Genomic DNA, 17,628 nt, shown 5'->3' on the forward strand with positions numbered 1-17,628 from the left:
AATCCCGCGATCTTCTACATATGTGAAGGCATGACAGAGATGAGCGATATCCTGATCGTCGGCGGCGGCCTGAATGGCCCGGCGCTGGCCCTGGCCCTGGCCCGGCGCGGCATGCGCGTGACCGTTGTTGACGCATTGCCGGAGACGGTTCGCAAGAATGCCGCCTTCGACGGGCGGGCCTATGCGCTGGCGCTGGCCTCGAAGCGCCTGCTTGAGCGGATCGGCATCTGGAGCCGGGTGGCCGGCCACAGCCAGCCGATGCTGGAAATCAAGGCCAGCGACGGGCGAGCGGGCGAAGGCCCGGCACCGTTCTTCCTGCATTTCGACGCGGGCGAACTGGAAGAAGGGCCGATGGGCTTCATGCTCGAAGACCGGTTCCTGCGGCGCGCGTTCCTGGAGGCGATGGATGACGAGCCGCTGATCACCCAGGTCGAGGACCGGGTCGAGGCGCAGGAGGTTGACGCCACCGGCGTTACCCTGCAGCTGGCCAGTGGCAAGGCGTTGCGCGGGCGGCTTCTGGTCGGGTGCGACGGGCGCGACTCGGGCACCGCGTCGCGTGCCGGCATCCGGCGAACGGGCTGGGACTATGGCCAGACCGCGCTGGTCTGCGCCATCGGGCACGAAAAGCCGCATCATGGCATCGCGCATCAGTTCTTCATGCCGCCGGGGCCGCTGGCGATCCTGCCGCTGCCGGGCAATGTCAGTTCGATCGTCTGGTCGGAGACCCATGAAAACGCGGCGGCGATCAACGCGCTTCCGGATGCCGAATACCTTGAGGTGCTGCGCCCGCGCTTTGGCGATTTCCTGGGTGAGATCAGCCTGAAGGGCAAGCGGTTCGCCTATCCGCTGAAACTGACCATCGCCAACCGTTTCGTGGGCGAGAGGCTGGTACTGATCGGGGATGCGGCGCACGGGATGCACCCGATTGCGGGGCAGGGCCTGAATGCCGGGCTGCGCGACGTGGGCGCGCTGGTCGATGTTCTGAGCCACGCCGCACGGCGCGGAGAAGACTTTGCCTCGTCCCTGGTCCTGAACCGATACCAGGAGTGGCGCCGGTTCGACGTGGCAACGCTGGCCGCCGCGACGGACCTGACCAACAAGCTGTTTTCAAATGATAATCCGCTGCTGCGTGCAGTGCGCGACGTAGGCATGGGCGTGGTCGGCGCAATGCCCGGTCTGCGCCGGGGCTTCATGCGCGAGGCGGCCGGGCTGACCGGGGAATTGCCGGAATTGATGCGGGCGTGACGGTGGGTTGAAAACCCACCCTACGGATCGAGCCGGCGGGCCTCGTCGACCAGCATGACCGGGATGCCGTCGCGGATCGGGTAGGCAAGGCCGGCCGATTTCGAGATCAGTTCCTGCCGGTCGGCATCGTATTCCAGCGGGCCCTGGGTGCGAGGGCAGACCAGCGCTTCGAGCATGTGGCGATCGAAGGCGGGTTTGGCGGTGTCATCGTCGGTCATTGCATCAAATCCTCTCCGTCGCCGCCATGCAGCGCGTATTCGATCAGCGTGATCAGGGTTTCGCGCCGGGTGGATAGCGATGGCGCCTCAAGCAGGGCTTGCTTGTCCTCGGGCTCAAACTCCAGAAGCATCGAGAGCGAGTTGATCAGGAGCTCGTCTTCGGCCTCTTTCAACGTGTCCCAATCGGTGTTGAGGCCGCGCGCGGTGAAATAGCGATCGAGCAGCCGCAGGAACCCCGCGCGGTCAAAGCCCGGATCGCGATCGGCGCCGCCGCGATCGCGCTCGAACCCCTCCCAGCTGACACGGGTACGGCGGTAGGGGGTGAAACCATCGACCTCTTCCAGGATGCGGAAGCGCGAGATACCCAGAAGCGTGATCATGTAGCGCCCGTCCTCGGTTTCCGAGAACTGGGTGATCCGTCCGGCGCAGCCGATGGTCATCAGGCCCGGCCCATCGCGGCCCGGTACCTCATTGGGTTGCACCATGCCGATCAGGCGCTCGGGCGTTTTCAGCGCATCGTCGAACATGGCAAGGTAACGCGGCTCGAAGATATGCAGCGGGAGCCGGGAGCGCGGCAGAAGCAGCGCCCCCGTCAGCGGGAAAACCGGGATGACCTCGGGCAGGTCCATTTGGGTGCTCATGCCCGGATGATAGCGCGAGCGGGACGATCAGACAAAGATCATCGAGCTCAGCTTGCGCCGGCCGTTGAGCGCGATGGGATCCTGCGGTTGCAGCGCATCGAAAATAGTGAAGAGCTGCGTCTTTGCGGCGGCATCGTTCCACTCGCGATCGCGGCGGAACAGTTCAAGCAGCTGATCGACGGCTTCCTGCACATCGCCCTTGGCGTGCAGCGCCTGGGCCAGGTCGAAACGGGCCTGGTGGTCGTCTGGGTTGGCCTCGACCGCAGCGCGCAGATCGTCGACCGGGCCGGCATTCGAGGCCTGCCGCGCGAGATCGAGCTGGGCGTGGGCGGCTTCAAGCTCGGGCTTGCCCGAGATTTCGGCAGGCGCACCGTTCAGGATCGCCTCGGCCTGGTCCAGTTCACCCAGGGCGATATGGGCGCGCACCAGCCCGCCATAGGCGCCGGCATGGGTGCCGTCCTCCTGCAGGATGGCGGCAAAGGTCTGGGCGGCATCGGCGGCCGCGCCTTCGGCCAGCATTTCCTCGGCGGCTTCGACGGCTTCGTCCAGCCCGCCCGAAGCGTCGCCGCCCGCGGTTTTGACCAGGCGGTCGATGAAGTTCTGGATTTCCGACGGCGGCACCGCGCCCTGGAAGCCATCCACGGGCTGACCCTGCCAGAAAGCATAGACCGTCGGGATCGACTGCACCCGCATCTGGCCCGCGATCATCTGGTTTTCGTCGACATTGACCTTGGCCATCTTCACCGCGCCACGGGCCTTTTGCACCGCGTCTTCCAGTGCCGGGCCCAAGGTTTTGCACGGGCCACACCAGGGCGCCCAGAAGTCAACGATCACCGGCACCTCTTTCGAGGCTTCGACGACCTTTTCCATGAAATCCGCTTCGCCCACGTCAAAGACGAGCGTTGCGGTGTCCGGGTTGGCTTGGCTGAGATCGATTTCCATATCCGTATCCTCCGATCTTCGGGGTTGACCGTTAGATGATGTATGACGCCGCGCGTTGCAAGGCCCGCGTCAGAGATCGAATGTCGCAAAGACCGGCGCGTGATCGGAGGGTTTTTCCCATCCGCGCGCCGCGCGCAGGATGCGGCTGGCATGCGCGGCGTTGGAAATGTCGGGCGTGGCCCAGATGTGATCGAGCCTGCGGCCCTTGTCGGCGGCGTCCCAATCGCGGGCGCGGTAGGACCACCAGGAATAGAGCTGACCATCCGGGATGTCGGCCCGCGTGACATCGACCCACTTGCCGGCATCCTGCGTTTCGCCCAGGTGTTCGACCTCGATCGGCGTGTGCGAGACGACTTTCAGCAGCTGCTTGTGGCTCCAGACATCGTCTTCGCGCGGGGCGATGTTAAGATCGCCGACAAGGATGGATTTTTCCGGCCGGTCCGAATGGAACCAGTCGCGCATCCCGGTCAGGTAGTCGAGTTTCTGGCCGAATTTCTCGTTCCTGTCGCGGTCGGGAATGTCGCCGCCGGCGGGGACATAGAAATTGTGGATGATGACCCCGTTTTCCAGCCGCCCGGCCACGTGGCGCGCGTGGCCCAGGTCCGCGAAATCCATGTCGCCCACATCCTCGATCGGCAGGCGCGACAGGATGGCAACGCCGTTATAGCCCTTCTGACCGCGCGCAACCATGTAGCCATAGCCCAGTTCGCGGAAGCGTTCAGTGGGGATTTTGTCGACCGGGCTTTTGCATTCCTGCAGGCACAGGATGTCGGGGGCTTCTTCCTCGAGAAGTTTGCACACGATCGGTTCGCGCAGCCGGACCGAATTGATGTTCCATGTGGCAAGGGTAAAGGCCATCGGGCGCGTCTCCTGTCAGTCGCGATTTCCGCGCCAAGCTATCGCGGGAGGACGGAAGAGGCCAGACAAGAGACGGTGGAAAAAGAATGGCCTGAACAGGCGGGAATCGCCTGTCAGGCCATTGCCGAGACCCTCTGGAGATCTGTTTCCCACTCGCGATAGAATGCTGACGTTGTTTCGCGTCACATTCCGGGGTAGACAGGTACTGATTAACTGCTCGGCCAAGATATTTTTCGGATGAACGGCATCGAAAGAAAAACGGATTGTCACGAATTGCGGGTTCTTGCCACGAATGGGCGGGTTTTTCAGCTTAAAGTTGCAGAAATTGACCGAATTGTCTCGGATAAGCGGTTTGTTCTTTCGCTGCTTCTTTTCTGCTGCACCATGGCACTGGTCGACCCCAATGTTTTCGGATTCCAGGTGCAGGTCTTGTGGCGGTTTCCGTTCTGGTGCTTCAACGGCATCTTCGTTGTGGCCGTATGGTACTTGCAGTTCCGGCTCTTCGAACGCGCTCTGCGACACCGGAACATCGCGGTTCCTTCCGCCCTGATGGTTGGCGTTGCGGTCGCGCTACTGCTGCACATGAACTATGCCATCGCATCGATTCTGACCGGTGATCCGGATTTCTGGCGCGGGCGGCTTTATCCCGACGTCCTGCGCTATTTCCTTGTCGGGGTGTTTTTCGAAGCGGCCTCTGCCGCGCTGTTGATGCCGCGGCTTCTGATCACGCTTCGACGTCGCGCGCAGTCGGCCGAAAAGCCGGGCGGCTCCTCCGCCCCGGCGGAGCCTGAGATCAGCCCCGCGCTGACGCGTTCGATCGAGGCGAACGGCCGGCATTTCGATCTTGGGAATGTGCTCTATCTCAAGTCCGCCGAGCATTATGTCGAGATCGTTTTGCATGACGCGACCGAACTGGTTCGGGCAAGCCTGCGCGAGCTGACCGCAATGCTGGATCCCTGCCAGGGTGTTCAACCGCATCGATCGTACTGGGTGAGCCGCGATGCGATCGTCGGTTTGAACAGGTGCGACGGTGCGCAGTTCCTGGTGCTGCGCGATGGAAGCGAGATTCCGGTTTCACGCAGCCGCAGAGGTGAAGTGCGCAACTGGCTGAGCACGCATGTCCAGTAAAAAAAGACCCGGGCAAAGACCCGGGCCAGTCCAACAGGGAGGTGCATGCGATAACCCGCACATGCAACGGGATGAAAAAACCGTATTTACAGATTCAAGATACTACTTTGATCTGTCTCAAATAAGTCGGGTATTCCATACGCACGCTCAACCTGTGGCATTTACGCCACCAGTCGATATCCCCCGGATTCAGTCACCAGGAGCCGCGCGTTGGAAGGATCGGGCTCGATCTTCTGGCGCAGGCGGTAGATGTGGGTTTCAAGAGTGTGGGTCGTAACGCCGGCATTATAGCCCCAGACCTCGTGCAACAGCACGTCGCGCGGAACCACGCCTTCGGTGGAACGATAGAGGAATTTCAGGATGTTGGTTTCCTTCTCTGTCAGGCGAATCTTGCGCTCGTCCTCGGTGATCAGCATCTTCATCGCTGGTTTGAACGTGTACGGGCCAAGCTGGAACACCGCGTCCTCGGATTGTTCATGCTGGCGCAACTGAGCGCGGATGCGGGCGAGAAGCACCGGAAACTTGAAGGGCTTGGTCACGTAGTCGTTTGCGCCGGCATCGAGGCCGAGAATGGTATCGGCGTCGCTGTCATGGCCCGTCAGCATGATGATCGGGGATTTGACACCCTGCTTGCGCATCAGCCGGCAGAGTTCACGCCCGTCCGTATCGGGCAGGCCGACATCGAGAATGACCAGATCGTAAAGGCCTTCCTTGGCCTTGCGCATGGCATCGCTGCCATCTCCGGCTTCGAACACGTCGAAATCTTCGGTCATGACCAGTTGTTCGCTCAGCGCCTCGCGCAGGTCGTCGTCATCGTCGACAAGCAGGATTTTCTTCAGCTGTGCCATCGTTCCGCCCTCCTTGATTGGTAGATCAACAGATGTGACAGGGAAACGCCGCGAACAAGATATGCTGCAATTCTCTCACGCCGTCGTGTAATCGGGCGGGCAAATGTTTCATATTGTGGCATATTCCCCTAGATCAGGGGGTGAAAAGGACCGCGAATGAGTTTTGCACCCGACATCACTGAAACATTGGCCCGCGCCCGCGCCGACCTGCGCATGGGCGTGCCGGTGGTTCTTGCCGGCAAAGGCGGCGCGGTTCTGGTGCTGGCGGCGGAAACGCTTGACGCGCAGCGGCTGGCCGATCTGCGCGCGCTGGGCGGCGCGCCAGTTCTGGCGATCACGGCGCGGCGGGCTGAAACGCTCAAGGCGCGGGCCTATGATGACGATCTGGCGCGGATCTGCCTGCCGCCGGATGCGCGGCTCGATTGGGTGCTGGCCGTGGCCGACCCGGCGGATGATTTGAAAACCCCGATGAAGGGGCCGCTGATGTCGGCGCGCGACGGCGATGCGGCGCTGCACCGGATGGCGATCCGCCTGGTAAAGACGGCGCAGCTCTTGCCGGCGGCGCTGGTGCTGGACCTGCCGGATGCGGGTGGATTTGCCCGCGAGAATAACCTGACCCTGGTGCAGGCTGCGCTGGCCGCGCCGGTACTGGAAGCGGTCAGCGAACTGCATCCGGTAATCGCTGCGCGCCTGCCGATGGAGGCCGCGGGCGCCGGGCGCCTGCACGTCTTCCGCCCCGAGGATGGCGGCGAGGAGCATTACGCGATCGAGATCGGCCGCCCGTCGCGCGAGGCGCCGGTGCTGGCGCGGTTGCACTCGGCCTGTTTCACCGGAGATGTGCTGGGCAGCCTCAAATGCGATTGCGGGCCGCAGCTGCGCGGGGCGCTGCGCCAGATGGGCGAAGAGGGGGCAGGCGTGCTGCTATACCTCAACCAGGAGGGCCGGGGCATCGGGCTGGCGAATAAGATGCGCGCCTATTCGCTGCAGGACCAGGGGTTCGACACGGTCGAGGCCAATCACCGGCTGGGATTCGAGGATGACGAGCGCGATTTCCGGATCGGAGCGCAGATCCTGAAGGCAATGGGATTCTCCGCGGTGCGGCTGCTGACGAACAATCCGCGCAAGATCGACATGATGCAGGCCAACGGGATTGAAGTTGTCGAACGCGTGCCGCTGAAGGTGGGCGAGACCGAGCATAACCGCGGATATCTTGCCACCAAGGCCAGCAAGTCCGGGCACCTGCTGTGAGCGTTGCCGACATGATTCTGACGCCGCGGGGCCTGCGCTTTGCCGGCCGGGTGTTTCCCTGCAGCGTGGGCCGCGGCGGAATCCGCGCGGACAAGCGCGAGGGCGACGGCGCCACGCCGGTGGGCGTGCACCGGATCGTCGGCATGCTTTACCGGCCCGACCGCGTGGCGCCGCCGGTGCCCTGGGCGCGGGCGATCCGTCCGGGCGATCTGTGGTCTGATGCCAGTGGCACGGTCGAGTATAACCAGCTGGTTCGTGCACCATACCGGCACAGCCACGAGATGCTGCGCCGCGCCGATCCGCTTTATGACATCGTCATGCTGACCGACTGGAACTATCCTGTCGCACAGCCCGGCAGGGGATCGGCGATCTTCCTGCATCAATGGCGGCGCAAGGGATATCCCACCGAAGGCTGCATCGCCTTTTCCCGCGCGCACCTGATGTGGATCGCGGCACGCGTCGTGCCGGGCACGCGGGTCATCGTGCCCGCGTCAGATGGTTAGGGATACTGCCGGCGGGCCTTGGCCGTTGCCAACGTCTTGCCGCCCTGTTTCGCGGTTGCCGTCCATTCATAGGTATGACGCCCCGAGGGCGGGCACGGGCTCTTGTACTTGAAAACGCCCGATGGAATCGTACCGGAGCCGGACATCTTCACCTTCACCGTGCCGCCGCCATGGTCATAGCCCGGAACGTCGAGGTCCTTGAGCTTGAATACGATGCGGTCGGTGCCCTCGGGCACGCCTGTCAGGGCGAAGGCAGGGTTGCCGACGATATTCGGGCGCCCGGTGGTGCAAAGAGGGATATCGCCCCAGGAAAAGCTGAGCGACATTTCGGCGGCGGCTGATGTTGCGGTCATGGCAAGTGCGGCAATCAGGAGGGCAACAGGTTTCATCGGAACGTTCCATTCACTCGGAATACGCACCGATGATGCGCCAGATGATCCGAAAAAGAAAGATCAGCCGGGAACACGTTCGCCGAAAATGGCCGATCCCACGCGCACATGGGTGGCGCCAAGCGCGATGGCGCGTTCGAAATCGCTGCTCATGCCCATGGACAGGCCCTTCAAGCCGTTGCGTTTGGCGATCTTGGCCAGAAGGGCGAAATGCAGGCTGGGCTCTTCATCCACGGGCGGGATGCACATCAGGCCATGCACCGGCAGATCCATGTCGAGGCACTCGCGGATAAAACCATCCGCGTCAGTGGGCAGGATGCCGGCCTTTTGCGATTCTTCGCCGGTGTTGACCTGGATAAAGAGATCGGGGCAATGGCCCTCTTCCTGGGCGATGCGAGCGATGGTCTTGGCAAGCTTGGGACGGTCGACCGAATGGATGGCCTCGAACAGGCCAAAGGCCTGGCGCGTCTTGTTGGTTTGCAGCGGGCCGATCAGGTGAACCCGGACATCGGGAAATTCTTCGCGGAAGGTGGGCCATTTACCGGCGGCTTCCTGCACGCGGTTTTCACCGAACAGGCGGTGGCCTTCGCTCAGAACGGCATGGACGCGTTCGTTGGGCTGCACCTTGGAGACGGCGATCAGATGCACCGAGCCGGGCGCGCGACCGGCATCGGCTTCGGCTTTGGCGATACGGGCTTTGATGTCGGACAGTGGCATGTGGTTTTGCCCCTATAGTGATGGTCAGGCCGAATGAACATCATCGCGGGAAAAAAGAAAAGGGCAGGTCAAATGACCTGCCCTTCCCTTTTCGGATGCTCCGAACTTCTGGATTAGAAGTTGAAGCGGATACCGAGGTCGACTGCGGTGTCGTCGTTGGTGGTTTGGGTCACACCAGCTTCGAGCGAAGCACCGCCGCCCAGGTTGTGCGAAACGCCCAGACCGTAGGCTTCGCCACCGGCTGCGCCGTCTTCCGACGTCACGAACGCGTCAACGCGGGTGTTGGCGCCCACTTCGAAGTTGGCTGCCAGGCCCATTTTGCTGACGCCGTCGTTGTCAGCCCAACCCAGGGTCAGGTTTGCCGGGCCGATTTTGCCGCCAACGGTGATGACGGTTTTGTCTTCGGTGTTGACGGTCGAGTCTTGGTAACCCAGAGCTGCGGTCCAGTCGCCGAAGGTGTAGGCAACGTGAGCTGCAATGCGCTCGGCGCCCGAGTTCGAGTACGACAGGTGACCCGAGAAGTCGCCAGCCGAGTACATCACTTCGACGCCGTCAGCACCGGCACCACCCGACGAGTAGGCATCCCAGTTGAAGAAGCCTTTGGCGTTGGTGTTGGTCACCAGGTTGTCGAAGCGGTGGCCCGAGAGGCCGATGCCTGACGACTGGGTGCTCATGTAAACGCCCGGCATGAATTCGATGGCGCCGAAGATGTTGCCAACGCCGACTTCCAGGCCACCGGCGCGTGCGAAGAAGCGTGCACCGTTGAAGCCACCGCCGTAGCCATCACCGTCAACGGTGGTTGCCTGGTGACGCAGACGTGCGCCGAAGGTCAGGCCGTTGTCGGCTTCGGTGGTCATGTCGATTTGCAGGCGAATACGAGTGTAGATGCCTTCAACACGGTTTGCCGCGGTGCCGTCAATGGCATCCAGGGCAGCGGCCGATGCGGCTGCTTGAGCGGCTGCGGCTGCTTGAGCCGTCAGGTCGGCGGCGGTCAGCGTGCCGGCTGCAGTGTTTGCTGCAACGGTTGCGTCGGCTGCGGCCAGAGCGGCTGCGTCTGCGGCTGCTGCGGCTTGTGCTGCTGCGATCTGAGCTGCGGTACCGGTTGCGGCAACTGCGGAGTTCTCGATCGAGATTGCACCAAAACGGCCGTAGCCGCTGAACGACACTTCAGCAGCTGCGACGCTTGCAGTAGCGACGAGTGCGGTCGTTGCGAAGAGAATCTTTTTCATTTTGTTTCCCTCGGTTTTCCAGTCATGCGCCCAAAACGGGGAATCCGTATTGGGTATGGCGCTTGTCTCGCTCCAAACGGGGGGTCAATGCAAGCATGCGGTCGGCGGTGTGGCCATTGGGGGTGAAATTGGTGCAGCTTTGCCACAGTTAATCCCGGCACCTTATAGTGCTGGCGGCTTGACCGGCCAAATCGGCACGGTTTGCGGGGAATCGAAGCCCATAAGAAGACAAAAGCTATAAATCCTTGCTCCTGCCGCAGGGCTTGGGTAGGACGGTAACGAAGAGCAGGATCTGGGCGGTAATATGCAGCACTCAAGCGCTTTCAAATTCCTTTTGGCTGGTCTGGTGGCCTTTTCACTGTCTTCTTGCGGTGGCGGATCCGGGTCGCTGGGCCCGATCGGTTTCGGTGGCGCCCGCGATGCGGTGGACACCGAGGAGGACGAGACGGGGCCGATCCTGGAAGGCCGCGACGGCATGAGCCAGGTTGGCCAGACCTCGATCTGGGACCTGTTCAAGCGCAAGGATACCGGCACCACGGTTAAGGTGAACCGCTATCTCTGGAATGCCTCGCTCGAAGTGCTGAACTTCCTGCCGATCCAGTCGATCGATCCGTTCACCGGCGTGATCGTCACCGGTTATGGCACCCCGCCGGGTGGCGGACGCGCCTATCGCGCGACGGTGCACATCAAGGATCCGGCGCTGGATGCGCGTTCGCTCAACGTGGCGCTGGCCACGCGTGGCGGTCCGGTGGCCGCGGGCACCCAGCGCGCCGTTGAAGACGCGATCCTGGCCCGTGCCCGCCAGCTGCGCATCCAGGACAAAAAATTCTGAACACCCGGCGCCGCCGAAGTTCAGATGCAGGGTGAGACCGTTTCAAGCGGGTCCATCGCTGCCAGGTCCCTGACCCACTGCAATTGCCGCGGCAGGCAGATCGTCTGGAGATCGTAGTTTCGCACCACGTGGCTGCGCGCGGCCTTGCCCAGGCGTTCGCGCAGTTTCGCGTCATCCAGCAATGTGCAGACTTCCTCGACGATCGCGTCGCCATCGAAGAAATCGACCAGCCGGCCGGTTTCGTCATGGGTGATCAGCTCCTGCACCGGGGCGGTGTTGCTGGCCACGATCGCGCCTTCGACGCTCATCGTTTCAAAGAGTGACCAGCTGAGCACGAAGGGATAGGTCAGGTAGACATGCACCCGGCTGGCCTGCAACAGGGCAAAGAAGCGGTCATAGGGGATGCGGCCCAGGAAACGCACGCGCGCCCAGTCGTCATCGGGGATCTGGCTGCGCACCTCGTCGATGAATATCTGTTTCCAGGTCTGGCCCTTGGGCGGGCGTGCGCCATAGCTGACATCGTCGCCCCCGACGATCAGAACATGCGCGTTGGGCCTTTCACGCAGAAGCCGCGGCAGGGCCCGCATGAAGACATGATAGCCGCGATAAGGTTCGAGGTTGCGATTGACGAAGGTGATCACCTCGTCCTCGCGGCCCAGCGCCAGGCCGCTTTGAAATTCCAGCCTGGCCTTGGGATTGGGCACCAGGGCGCGGGTATCGATCCCGTCGAAACAGGTGGTAATGCGATCGCGGAAGCTGGCCGGGAAGCTATCGGCCTGGAAATTCGTCGGGCTAAGACCGGCATTGGCCACGGCGAAATGCAGGTGGTTGTTGAGGTTCTTCATCCGCAGGCGCAGCGTTTCGGTCGGTGGCGTCTTCGGCTGGAACTCGGGGTCGAAGCCGGTGTGCGGGTATTCATCGAGGTGGTAGAGCTCGCAATAAAGGCCCAGGCGGGCCTCGGGCCAGACATCGCGCAGGAACATCGATTCACCCCAGCCCGGGTGCGCGATGATGACATCGGGGGCAAACCCGCTGTCGCGCAGCTCGCACGCGGCATGATAACAGCATTCGCCGCGGGTCAGCTTGGTATCGAAGTCCACCAGCCACGGATGCAGTGCCTGCCCGCCCTTGCGTTCGACCGTGTAGGGCAGGATGCGGACACCGTTCCATGGCGTCTCTTTTTTCACCCGCAGCGTCAGCGCCACGACTTCGTGCCCCTGGGCGGCCAGCGCCGGGGCCAGGTGTTTGAATTGGCCGGGAAAATTCTGGTGAATGAAAAGGATTTTCATCTTTGACCTGCCGTTCTGACCAACACGCCCCGTTATACAAGCCTGACCTTTCATGGCTAGGCCCCGCGGCCGCATGGGACAGGGTTGCGCGCATGGCGTTGCGAAAAAGCTGATATTGGCGTTTCAAACCCTGCCAAAACCCAGTATCACGCACCCCGCAAAGACATGCCAACAAGAGCCCGAAAAAGATGACCCGCTATTCCGCCGCCGAGATCGAAGCCAAATGGCAAGAGGCCTGGGACAAGGCCGACGTGTTCAAGGCCACCCGCGAGGGCGACAAGCCGAAATACTATGTGCTCGAGATGTTTCCCTATCCGTCGGGGCGCATCCACATGGGGCATGTGCGCAACTACACGATGGGCGACGTGATCGCGCGCTACAAGATCGCCACCGGGCATAACGTGCTGCACCCGATGGGATGGGACGCGTTCGGCATGCCGGCGGAGAACGCGGCGATGGCCAGCGGCGGCCACCCCAAGGACTGGACCTATGGCAACATCGCCGACATGCGCGGCCAGATGAAGCCGCTGGGCCTTTCCATTGACTGGAGCCGCGAATTCGCCACCTGCGATCCCGAGTATTACGGCCAGCAGCAGGCGCTGTTCATCGACTTCCTGGACAAGGGCCTGGTCTATCGCAAGAACGCGGTGGTGAACTGGGATCCGGTCGACATGACCGTGCTGGCCAACGAACAGGTGATCGACGGCAAGGGCTGGCGCTCGGGCGCGGATGTGGAGCGGCGCGAGCTGACGCAGTGGTTCTTCAAGATCAGCGATTTCTCTGAAGAGCTGCTGGATGCGCTGGACACGCTGGAGAACTGGCCCGCCAAGGTGCGGCTGATGCAGGAGAACTGGATCGGCAAATCGCGCGGTCTGCAGTTTTCCTTCGACCGCACCGATGGTGGCCAGATCGAGGTGTATACGACGCGGCCCGACACGCTGATGGGGGCTTCGTTCATTGGCATTTCGCCAGACCACCCGTTGGCCAAGGAGCTGGAGGCGAAAGACGCCGACGTGGCAAAGGCCGTGGCCGCGATGCGCAAGGGTGGCACCACCGAGGAAGCCATCGAGAAGGCCGAGAAGCTGGGCTATGACACCGGGCTGAAGGTCAAGCACCCGCTGGATGACAGCTGGGAACTGCCGGTCTGGATCGCCAACTTCATCCTGATGGATTACGGCACCGGCGCGATCTTCGGCTGCCCGGCACATGACCAGCGCGACCTGGATTTCTGCCGCAAGTATGACCTTCCGGTGATCGACACCTTCTTTGCGCTGGACAATGAAACGCCGGTTGAGAACGAGGCCTTCGTGCCGCCGAAGACGGAAAAGGTGAAGTGGGTGAACCATTTTGCCGGTCTGGACGTTGCCACCGGGCAGGAGGCGATCGACGCCACCATCGATTATGCCGAGACACACGGCTGGGGCACCGGCGTAACCAAGTTCCGCCTGCGCGACTGGGGGCTGAGCCGCCAGCGCTACTGGGGCTGCCCGATCCCGGTGGTGCATTGCGAAGCTTGCGGCGTGGTGCCCGAGAAGAAGGAAAACCTGCCGGTTCAACTGCCCGATGACGTGAGTTTCGACCAGCCGGGCAACCCGCTGGACCGCCACCCGACATGGCGCGATTGCGCCTGCCCGTCCTGCGGCAAACCGGCGAAGCGTGAAACCGACACGATGGATACCTTTGTCGATTCGTCGTGGTATTTCGCGCGCTTCACCGCGCCGCGGGCCGAGACGCCGACGGTGATGGAGGATGCCGAGTACTGGATGAACGTGGACCAGTATATCGGCGGGATCGAACATGCGATCCTGCACCTGCTTTATTCGCGCTTCTTTGCCCGGGCGATGCATATCTGCGGCCACCTGCCAGCCAAGTCGAAAGAGCCGTTCGATGCTTTGTTCACGCAAGGCATGGTGACGCACGCGATTTACCAGACCCGCAATACCGACGGGCGGCCGGTCTATCACTATCCCGAAGAGGTCGAGCTGCGCGACGGCAAGGCGTTTCTGAAGGATGGCACCGAGGCCGAGATCATCCCTTCGGCCAAGATGTCGAAATCGAAGAACAACGTGGTCGATCCGCTGAACATCATCTCGAATTTCGGCGCCGATACCGCCCGCTGGTTCGTGCTGTCCGACAGCCCGCCCGAGCGTGACGTGGAATGGACCGCCGCCGGGGCCGAGGCCGCCTTCAAGCACCTGAGCCGGGTGTACCGCATCGCCGCCGAGGCCGCGGAGTCAGACGCGCCCGCGCAGCCGGGCGACGAGGATCTGCTGCGCGAGATGCACAAGTGCATCCACGACGTGACGATGGGTATCGAAAGCTTCGGCTTCAACGCCGCCATCGCGCGGCTTTATGCCTTTACCAACGTGATCCAGAAGGCGCAGGCTGGCGGCGAGGCCAAACGCACGGCCGTCAGGACGCTGGCACAGCTGATGAGCCCGATGACCCCACACCTGAGCGAGGCGATCTGGGAGATGCTGGGCGGCGACGGCATGGTGGTGAACGCGCCGTGGCCCAAGGCCGACCCGTCGATGCTGGTCGACGATACCGTGACGCTGCCCATCCAGATCAACGGCAAGCGCCGCGCTGAGATCAGCGTGCCCAAGGACATGGACAAGGCCGAGGTTGAAAAACTGGCGCTGGCGACCGATGCTGTGAAAAAGGCGCTTGGTGACGGGCAGCCGAAAAAGGTGATCGTCGTTCCGGGGCGGATCGTGAATGTGGTGGTCTGATCGAAGATCGGTTCTTCTTGGCGCGCTGGCGCTGTCGGCCTGCGGGTTCACCCCCGTCTACGGCCCGAACGGCACCGCCGGGCGCTTGCAGAACACGGTCCTGGTAGACGAGCCCGCGAACCGCGACAGCTATTTCCTGGTGCGCCAGCTGGAAAACCGCCTGGGCCGCGCAACGGCGCCGCGATACGGCCTGTCGCTTGCGCTGGATGTCGAGACGGAGCGGATGGCGATTACGACCGCCAGCGTCACCACGCGGTTCAACCTGATCGGGCGCGTGGTCTATGCGCTACGCGATCTGAACGACGGCAAGGTGCTGATCAGCGGCACCGTCGATACCTTTGTGGGATATTCAGCAGGCGGCACCACGGCGGCGACGCGCACGGCGCTGGCAGATGCGCATGAACGGCTGATGACTATCCTGGCCGACCAGACCGTGACCCGGCTGATCGCGGCCTCGGGCGAGTTGCCGGCATGAAACTAAGCCCGCGCGAGGCAGTGGGCTATTTCGCCCGGCCCGAGCCGGACCGTACTGGCCTGCTGATCTATGGATCCGACGCGATGCGCGTGGCGCTGCGCCGGCAGGAGGTGATCGCGGCGCTGATCGGACCCAATGGCGACGATGAAATGCGGCTGGCGCGCATTCCGGCGGCCGATCTGCGCAAGGACCCGGCGATGCTGTTGGATGCGATCAAGGCGCAGGGGTTCTTTCCCGGGCCGCGCGTGGCCTTTGTCGAGGATGCGACGGACGGCATAGCCGTCACGATCGAGGCCGCGCTGGCCGATTGGGCGCCGGGCGATGCGCAGGTGATCGTGACCGCCGGGCAGCTCAACGCGCGCTCGAAGCTGCGCAAGTTGTTCGAGGGGCACAAGAACGCCTATGCCACCGGCATCTACGATGACCCGCCGGGCCGTGCCGAGATCGAGGCGGAACTGGCCAAGGCCGGACTTGCGAGCGTGTCGAGCGACGCGATGACCGACCTGACCGCGCTGGCGCGCGAGCTGGGGCCGGGAGATTTCCGCCAGACGATCGAAAAGCTGTCGCTTTACAAGCTGGAGGATGACAGCGCGGTAAGCTCGGATGACGTGGCTGCCTGCGCACCCAGTTCGACCGAGGCGGCGTTGGATGACGTTCTGAACATCGTGGCCGAGGGCCGGGTGGGCGAGATCGGACCGGTGATGCAGAAGCTGGAAGCGCAGGGCGTTCAGCCGGTGGGGCTGTGCGTGGGTGCGATGCGGCATTTCCGGGCGCTGTATACCGCGGCCAGCGATCCGGGTGGGGCGGTTCAGGGGATTGCCCGCATGCGCCCGCCGATTTTCGGCCCGCGCCGTGACCGGATGTTGCGGCAGGCGCAGGGCTGGGGCGCGCCGCGGCTGGAAACCGCGCTGAGCCTGCTGACCGATACCGACCTGCAATTGCGCAGCGCCGGCCAGCGTGCCCCGGCGATGGCGCTGGTTGAACGGGCGCTGATCCGGCTGGCGATGCTGGGGCAGGCGCGGCGGTGACGCACCGTTCCTATGGCCAGCCCGGCGCAGTTACGTAAATCATGACCCAAACAGGATGGGAGGACACCGCCATGTATGAAGTGATCGGAAGCACGCAAAGCCGCGCGTTCCGCGTGATGTGGATGCTGGAAGAACTGGGGCAGGACTACAAGCACAGCCCCGAGAAGCCGCGCTCGGAGATGGTTTCGGCGCTCAACCCCTCGGGCAAGGTGCCGGTGTTCAAGGATGGCGACGCCGTGCTGACCGATTCGACCGCGATCATCAGCTACCTGGGCGACAAGCACCAGGCGCTGACCTATCCCTGCGGCACGATCGAGCGCGCCAAGCAGGACGCGCTGACCCACCAGGTGCTGGACGAGATCGACTCGGTCCTCTGGGTGGCGGCGCGGCATACGTTCATCCTGCCCGAGGACAAGCGCGTGCCCGAGGTAAAAGACAGCCTGCGCTGGGAGTTCGACCGCAACGTCGCCCGCATCGCCGAGCGGCTGGAAGGGCCCTTCCTGATGGGTGACACGATGACGGTGCCCGACATCATCCTGACCCATTGCCTGAACTGGGCCTACGCGTCGAAATTCACTTACGATCAGGACAACCTTCTGGCCTATGCCAAGGCGATGCGCGGACGCGATGCGTTCAAGCGCGCCGTGGGGAAATGAGGCTCTATTACACGGCGAATTCACCTTATGCCCGGATCACCCGCGTGGCGTTGCGCGAAAGCGGTCTGCGCCCGCGGGTCGAGGAGATCGAGGTTCGCACGCGCGATGCCGAGAGCGACTATTTCCGAATAACGCCGCTGGCCCGGGTGCCGGTGCTTGAGGACGGGGGCGCCATTATCGCCGACACACGCGATATCTGCGCGCATTTCGATACGCTCGAGGGCCGCACGCGCTGGTTCCCGCCCGAGGACGACGACGCGCGGTTGATGCGCCACGTGACCACCGGCTTTCTGGATGGCGTGGCGGTCTGGCTGCGCGAAAACATGCGGCCCGATGGCCAGCGCTCGGACCCGGTGATGCGCTATGAAGAGCATCGCGCCAGCCAGGTGCTGCGCTGGCTGGCGCCGCGCTGGCAGGGTGTGGGGCGGTGGGATTTCACCGCCGTGACGCTGGCCTGCGCCATCGACATCGCCCGCGACAGGGGCATGGCCCAAGGCTGGGCCGACATCGCACCGGACGTGATGGATTGGGCCGGGACGCGGGCGGGATGCCCGTTCATGGCCGAAACCGCACCCGGCCCGGCGTGAAGCAATTGCATTTGCCGCGCTTGCGGTGATAGCCCCATACCAGACAAGCAAGGGGCAGACGCC

At 63.2% G+C, this 17,628-nt stretch carries 19 protein-coding genes; 10 read left to right on the plus strand and 9 right to left on the minus strand.

The genetic code is table 11. The annotated features are described in order from the left end of the window. Nucleotides 1-30 precede the first annotated feature (30 nt). The gene (locus tag E0501_RS08985) at nucleotides 31-1,245 is read left to right on the plus strand and encodes a UbiH/UbiF/VisC/COQ6 family ubiquinone biosynthesis hydroxylase (RefSeq protein ID WP_137701050.1); all 1,215 of its coding nucleotides are present in this window, start codon (nucleotides 31-33) and stop codon (nucleotides 1,243-1,245) included. Nucleotides 1,246-1,265: 20 nt separating this feature from the next. Here E0501_RS08985 and E0501_RS08990 read toward each other — a convergent pair whose 3' ends face one another. From E0501_RS08990 to E0501_RS09005, 4 genes are all read right to left on the minus strand, one after another. Further along, nucleotides 1,266-1,463, minus strand: a complete 198-nt coding sequence (locus E0501_RS08990; RefSeq protein WP_137701051.1) for a Trm112 family protein — start codon at nucleotides 1,461-1,463, stop codon at nucleotides 1,266-1,268. Next, nucleotides 1,460-2,104, minus strand: a complete 645-nt coding sequence (locus E0501_RS08995; RefSeq protein ID WP_137701052.1) for an LON peptidase substrate-binding domain-containing protein — start codon at nucleotides 2,102-2,104, stop codon at nucleotides 1,460-1,462. The genes E0501_RS08990 and E0501_RS08995 overlap by 4 nt, the downstream gene beginning before the upstream one ends. Before the next feature lie 27 nt (nucleotides 2,105-2,131). Next, entirely contained in the window at nucleotides 2,132-3,046 is a 915-nt protein-coding gene (gene trxA / locus E0501_RS09000) for a thioredoxin (protein WP_137701053.1), read from the minus strand. Nucleotides 3,047-3,115: 69 nt separating this feature from the next. Beyond that, nucleotides 3,116-3,904, minus strand: coding sequence for an exodeoxyribonuclease III (locus tag E0501_RS09005; protein WP_137701054.1), 789 nt, complete (start codon nucleotides 3,902-3,904; stop codon nucleotides 3,116-3,118). A gap of 384 nt (nucleotides 3,905-4,288) precedes the next feature. Between E0501_RS09005 and E0501_RS09010 the strand changes: the two genes are divergently transcribed. Then, nucleotides 4,289-5,032 (plus strand): LytTR family DNA-binding domain-containing protein, encoded by a 744-nt coding sequence (locus tag E0501_RS09010; protein WP_161594586.1) that lies wholly within the window; start codon nucleotides 4,289-4,291, stop codon nucleotides 5,030-5,032. 161 nt (nucleotides 5,033-5,193) lie between these two features. Here E0501_RS09010 and E0501_RS09015 read toward each other — a convergent pair whose 3' ends face one another. Next, a complete protein-coding gene (locus E0501_RS09015; RefSeq protein WP_137701056.1) occupies nucleotides 5,194-5,880 on the minus strand; it encodes a response regulator transcription factor in 687 nt (228 codons plus the stop codon). 156 nt (nucleotides 5,881-6,036) lie between these two features. Between E0501_RS09015 and ribA the strand changes: the two genes are divergently transcribed. Then, a complete protein-coding gene (gene ribA / locus E0501_RS09020) occupies nucleotides 6,037-7,128 on the plus strand; it encodes a GTP cyclohydrolase II (RefSeq protein WP_137701057.1) in 1,092 nt (363 codons plus the stop codon). Nucleotides 7,129-7,139: 11 nt separating this feature from the next. Beyond that, the gene (locus E0501_RS09025; protein ID WP_137701791.1) at nucleotides 7,140-7,631 is read left to right on the plus strand and encodes a L,D-transpeptidase family protein; all 492 of its coding nucleotides are present in this window, start codon (nucleotides 7,140-7,142) and stop codon (nucleotides 7,629-7,631) included. Here E0501_RS09025 and E0501_RS09030 read toward each other — a convergent pair. The 3 genes from E0501_RS09030 to E0501_RS21525 form a co-directional block, all read right to left on the minus strand. Beyond that, nucleotides 7,628-7,984: a YbhB/YbcL family Raf kinase inhibitor-like protein gene (locus tag E0501_RS09030; RefSeq protein ID WP_161594587.1), complete on the minus strand. Its 357-nt coding sequence runs from the start codon at nucleotides 7,982-7,984 to the stop codon at nucleotides 7,628-7,630. The two genes, E0501_RS09025 and E0501_RS09030, sit on opposite strands and share 4 nt — an antisense overlap. A gap of 99 nt (nucleotides 7,985-8,083) precedes the next feature. Then, the gene (locus tag E0501_RS09035) at nucleotides 8,084-8,737 is read right to left on the minus strand and encodes a YggS family pyridoxal phosphate-dependent enzyme (RefSeq protein WP_137701059.1); all 654 of its coding nucleotides are present in this window, start codon (nucleotides 8,735-8,737) and stop codon (nucleotides 8,084-8,086) included. A gap of 113 nt (nucleotides 8,738-8,850) precedes the next feature. Continuing rightward, nucleotides 8,851-9,966, minus strand: a complete 1,116-nt coding sequence (locus E0501_RS21525) for a porin (RefSeq protein WP_235857798.1) — start codon at nucleotides 9,964-9,966, stop codon at nucleotides 8,851-8,853. A 304-nt stretch (nucleotides 9,967-10,270) separates the two neighbouring features. On the opposite strand from E0501_RS21525, the gene E0501_RS09045 reads away from it, so the two are divergent. After that, the gene (locus E0501_RS09045) at nucleotides 10,271-10,798 is read left to right on the plus strand and encodes a DUF3576 domain-containing protein (RefSeq protein WP_137701060.1); all 528 of its coding nucleotides are present in this window, start codon (nucleotides 10,271-10,273) and stop codon (nucleotides 10,796-10,798) included. 20 nt (nucleotides 10,799-10,818) lie between these two features. Here E0501_RS09045 and E0501_RS09050 read toward each other — a convergent pair whose 3' ends face one another. Further along, on the minus strand, nucleotides 10,819-12,087 hold the full coding sequence (locus E0501_RS09050) for a glycosyltransferase (protein ID WP_137701061.1): 1,269 nt from the start codon (nucleotides 12,085-12,087) through the stop codon (nucleotides 10,819-10,821). Between the two features lie 188 nt (nucleotides 12,088-12,275). On the opposite strand from E0501_RS09050, the gene leuS reads away from it, so the two are divergent. The 5 genes from leuS to E0501_RS09075 all read left to right on the plus strand — a co-directional run bounded on the left by leuS (nucleotide 12,276) and on the right by E0501_RS09075 (nucleotide 17,565). Further along, on the plus strand, nucleotides 12,276-14,819 hold the full coding sequence (leuS, locus tag E0501_RS09055) for a leucine--tRNA ligase (RefSeq protein ID WP_137701062.1): 2,544 nt from the start codon (nucleotides 12,276-12,278) through the stop codon (nucleotides 14,817-14,819). Continuing rightward, nucleotides 14,806-15,294: an LPS assembly lipoprotein LptE gene (lptE, locus tag E0501_RS09060; RefSeq protein ID WP_137701063.1), complete on the plus strand. Its 489-nt coding sequence runs from the start codon at nucleotides 14,806-14,808 to the stop codon at nucleotides 15,292-15,294. The genes leuS and lptE overlap by 14 nt, the downstream gene beginning before the upstream one ends. After that, nucleotides 15,291-16,322: a DNA polymerase III subunit delta gene (gene holA, locus E0501_RS09065; protein ID WP_137701064.1), complete on the plus strand. Its 1,032-nt coding sequence runs from the start codon at nucleotides 15,291-15,293 to the stop codon at nucleotides 16,320-16,322. Before lptE ends, holA begins: the two co-directional genes overlap by 4 nt. 71 nt (nucleotides 16,323-16,393) lie before the next feature. Beyond that, nucleotides 16,394-16,978 (plus strand): glutathione S-transferase family protein, encoded by a 585-nt coding sequence (locus E0501_RS09070; RefSeq protein ID WP_137701792.1) that lies wholly within the window; start codon nucleotides 16,394-16,396, stop codon nucleotides 16,976-16,978. Continuing rightward, nucleotides 16,975-17,565 (plus strand): glutathione S-transferase family protein, encoded by a 591-nt coding sequence (locus tag E0501_RS09075; RefSeq protein ID WP_137701065.1) that lies wholly within the window; start codon nucleotides 16,975-16,977, stop codon nucleotides 17,563-17,565. The genes E0501_RS09070 and E0501_RS09075 overlap by 4 nt, the downstream gene beginning before the upstream one ends. Nucleotides 17,566-17,628 lie beyond the last annotated feature (63 nt).

It is taken from the genome of Marimonas lutisalis (assembly GCF_005434965.1).
In the GTDB taxonomy this organism is placed as follows: domain Bacteria; phylum Pseudomonadota; class Alphaproteobacteria; order Rhodobacterales; family Rhodobacteraceae; genus Marimonas_A; species Marimonas_A lutisalis.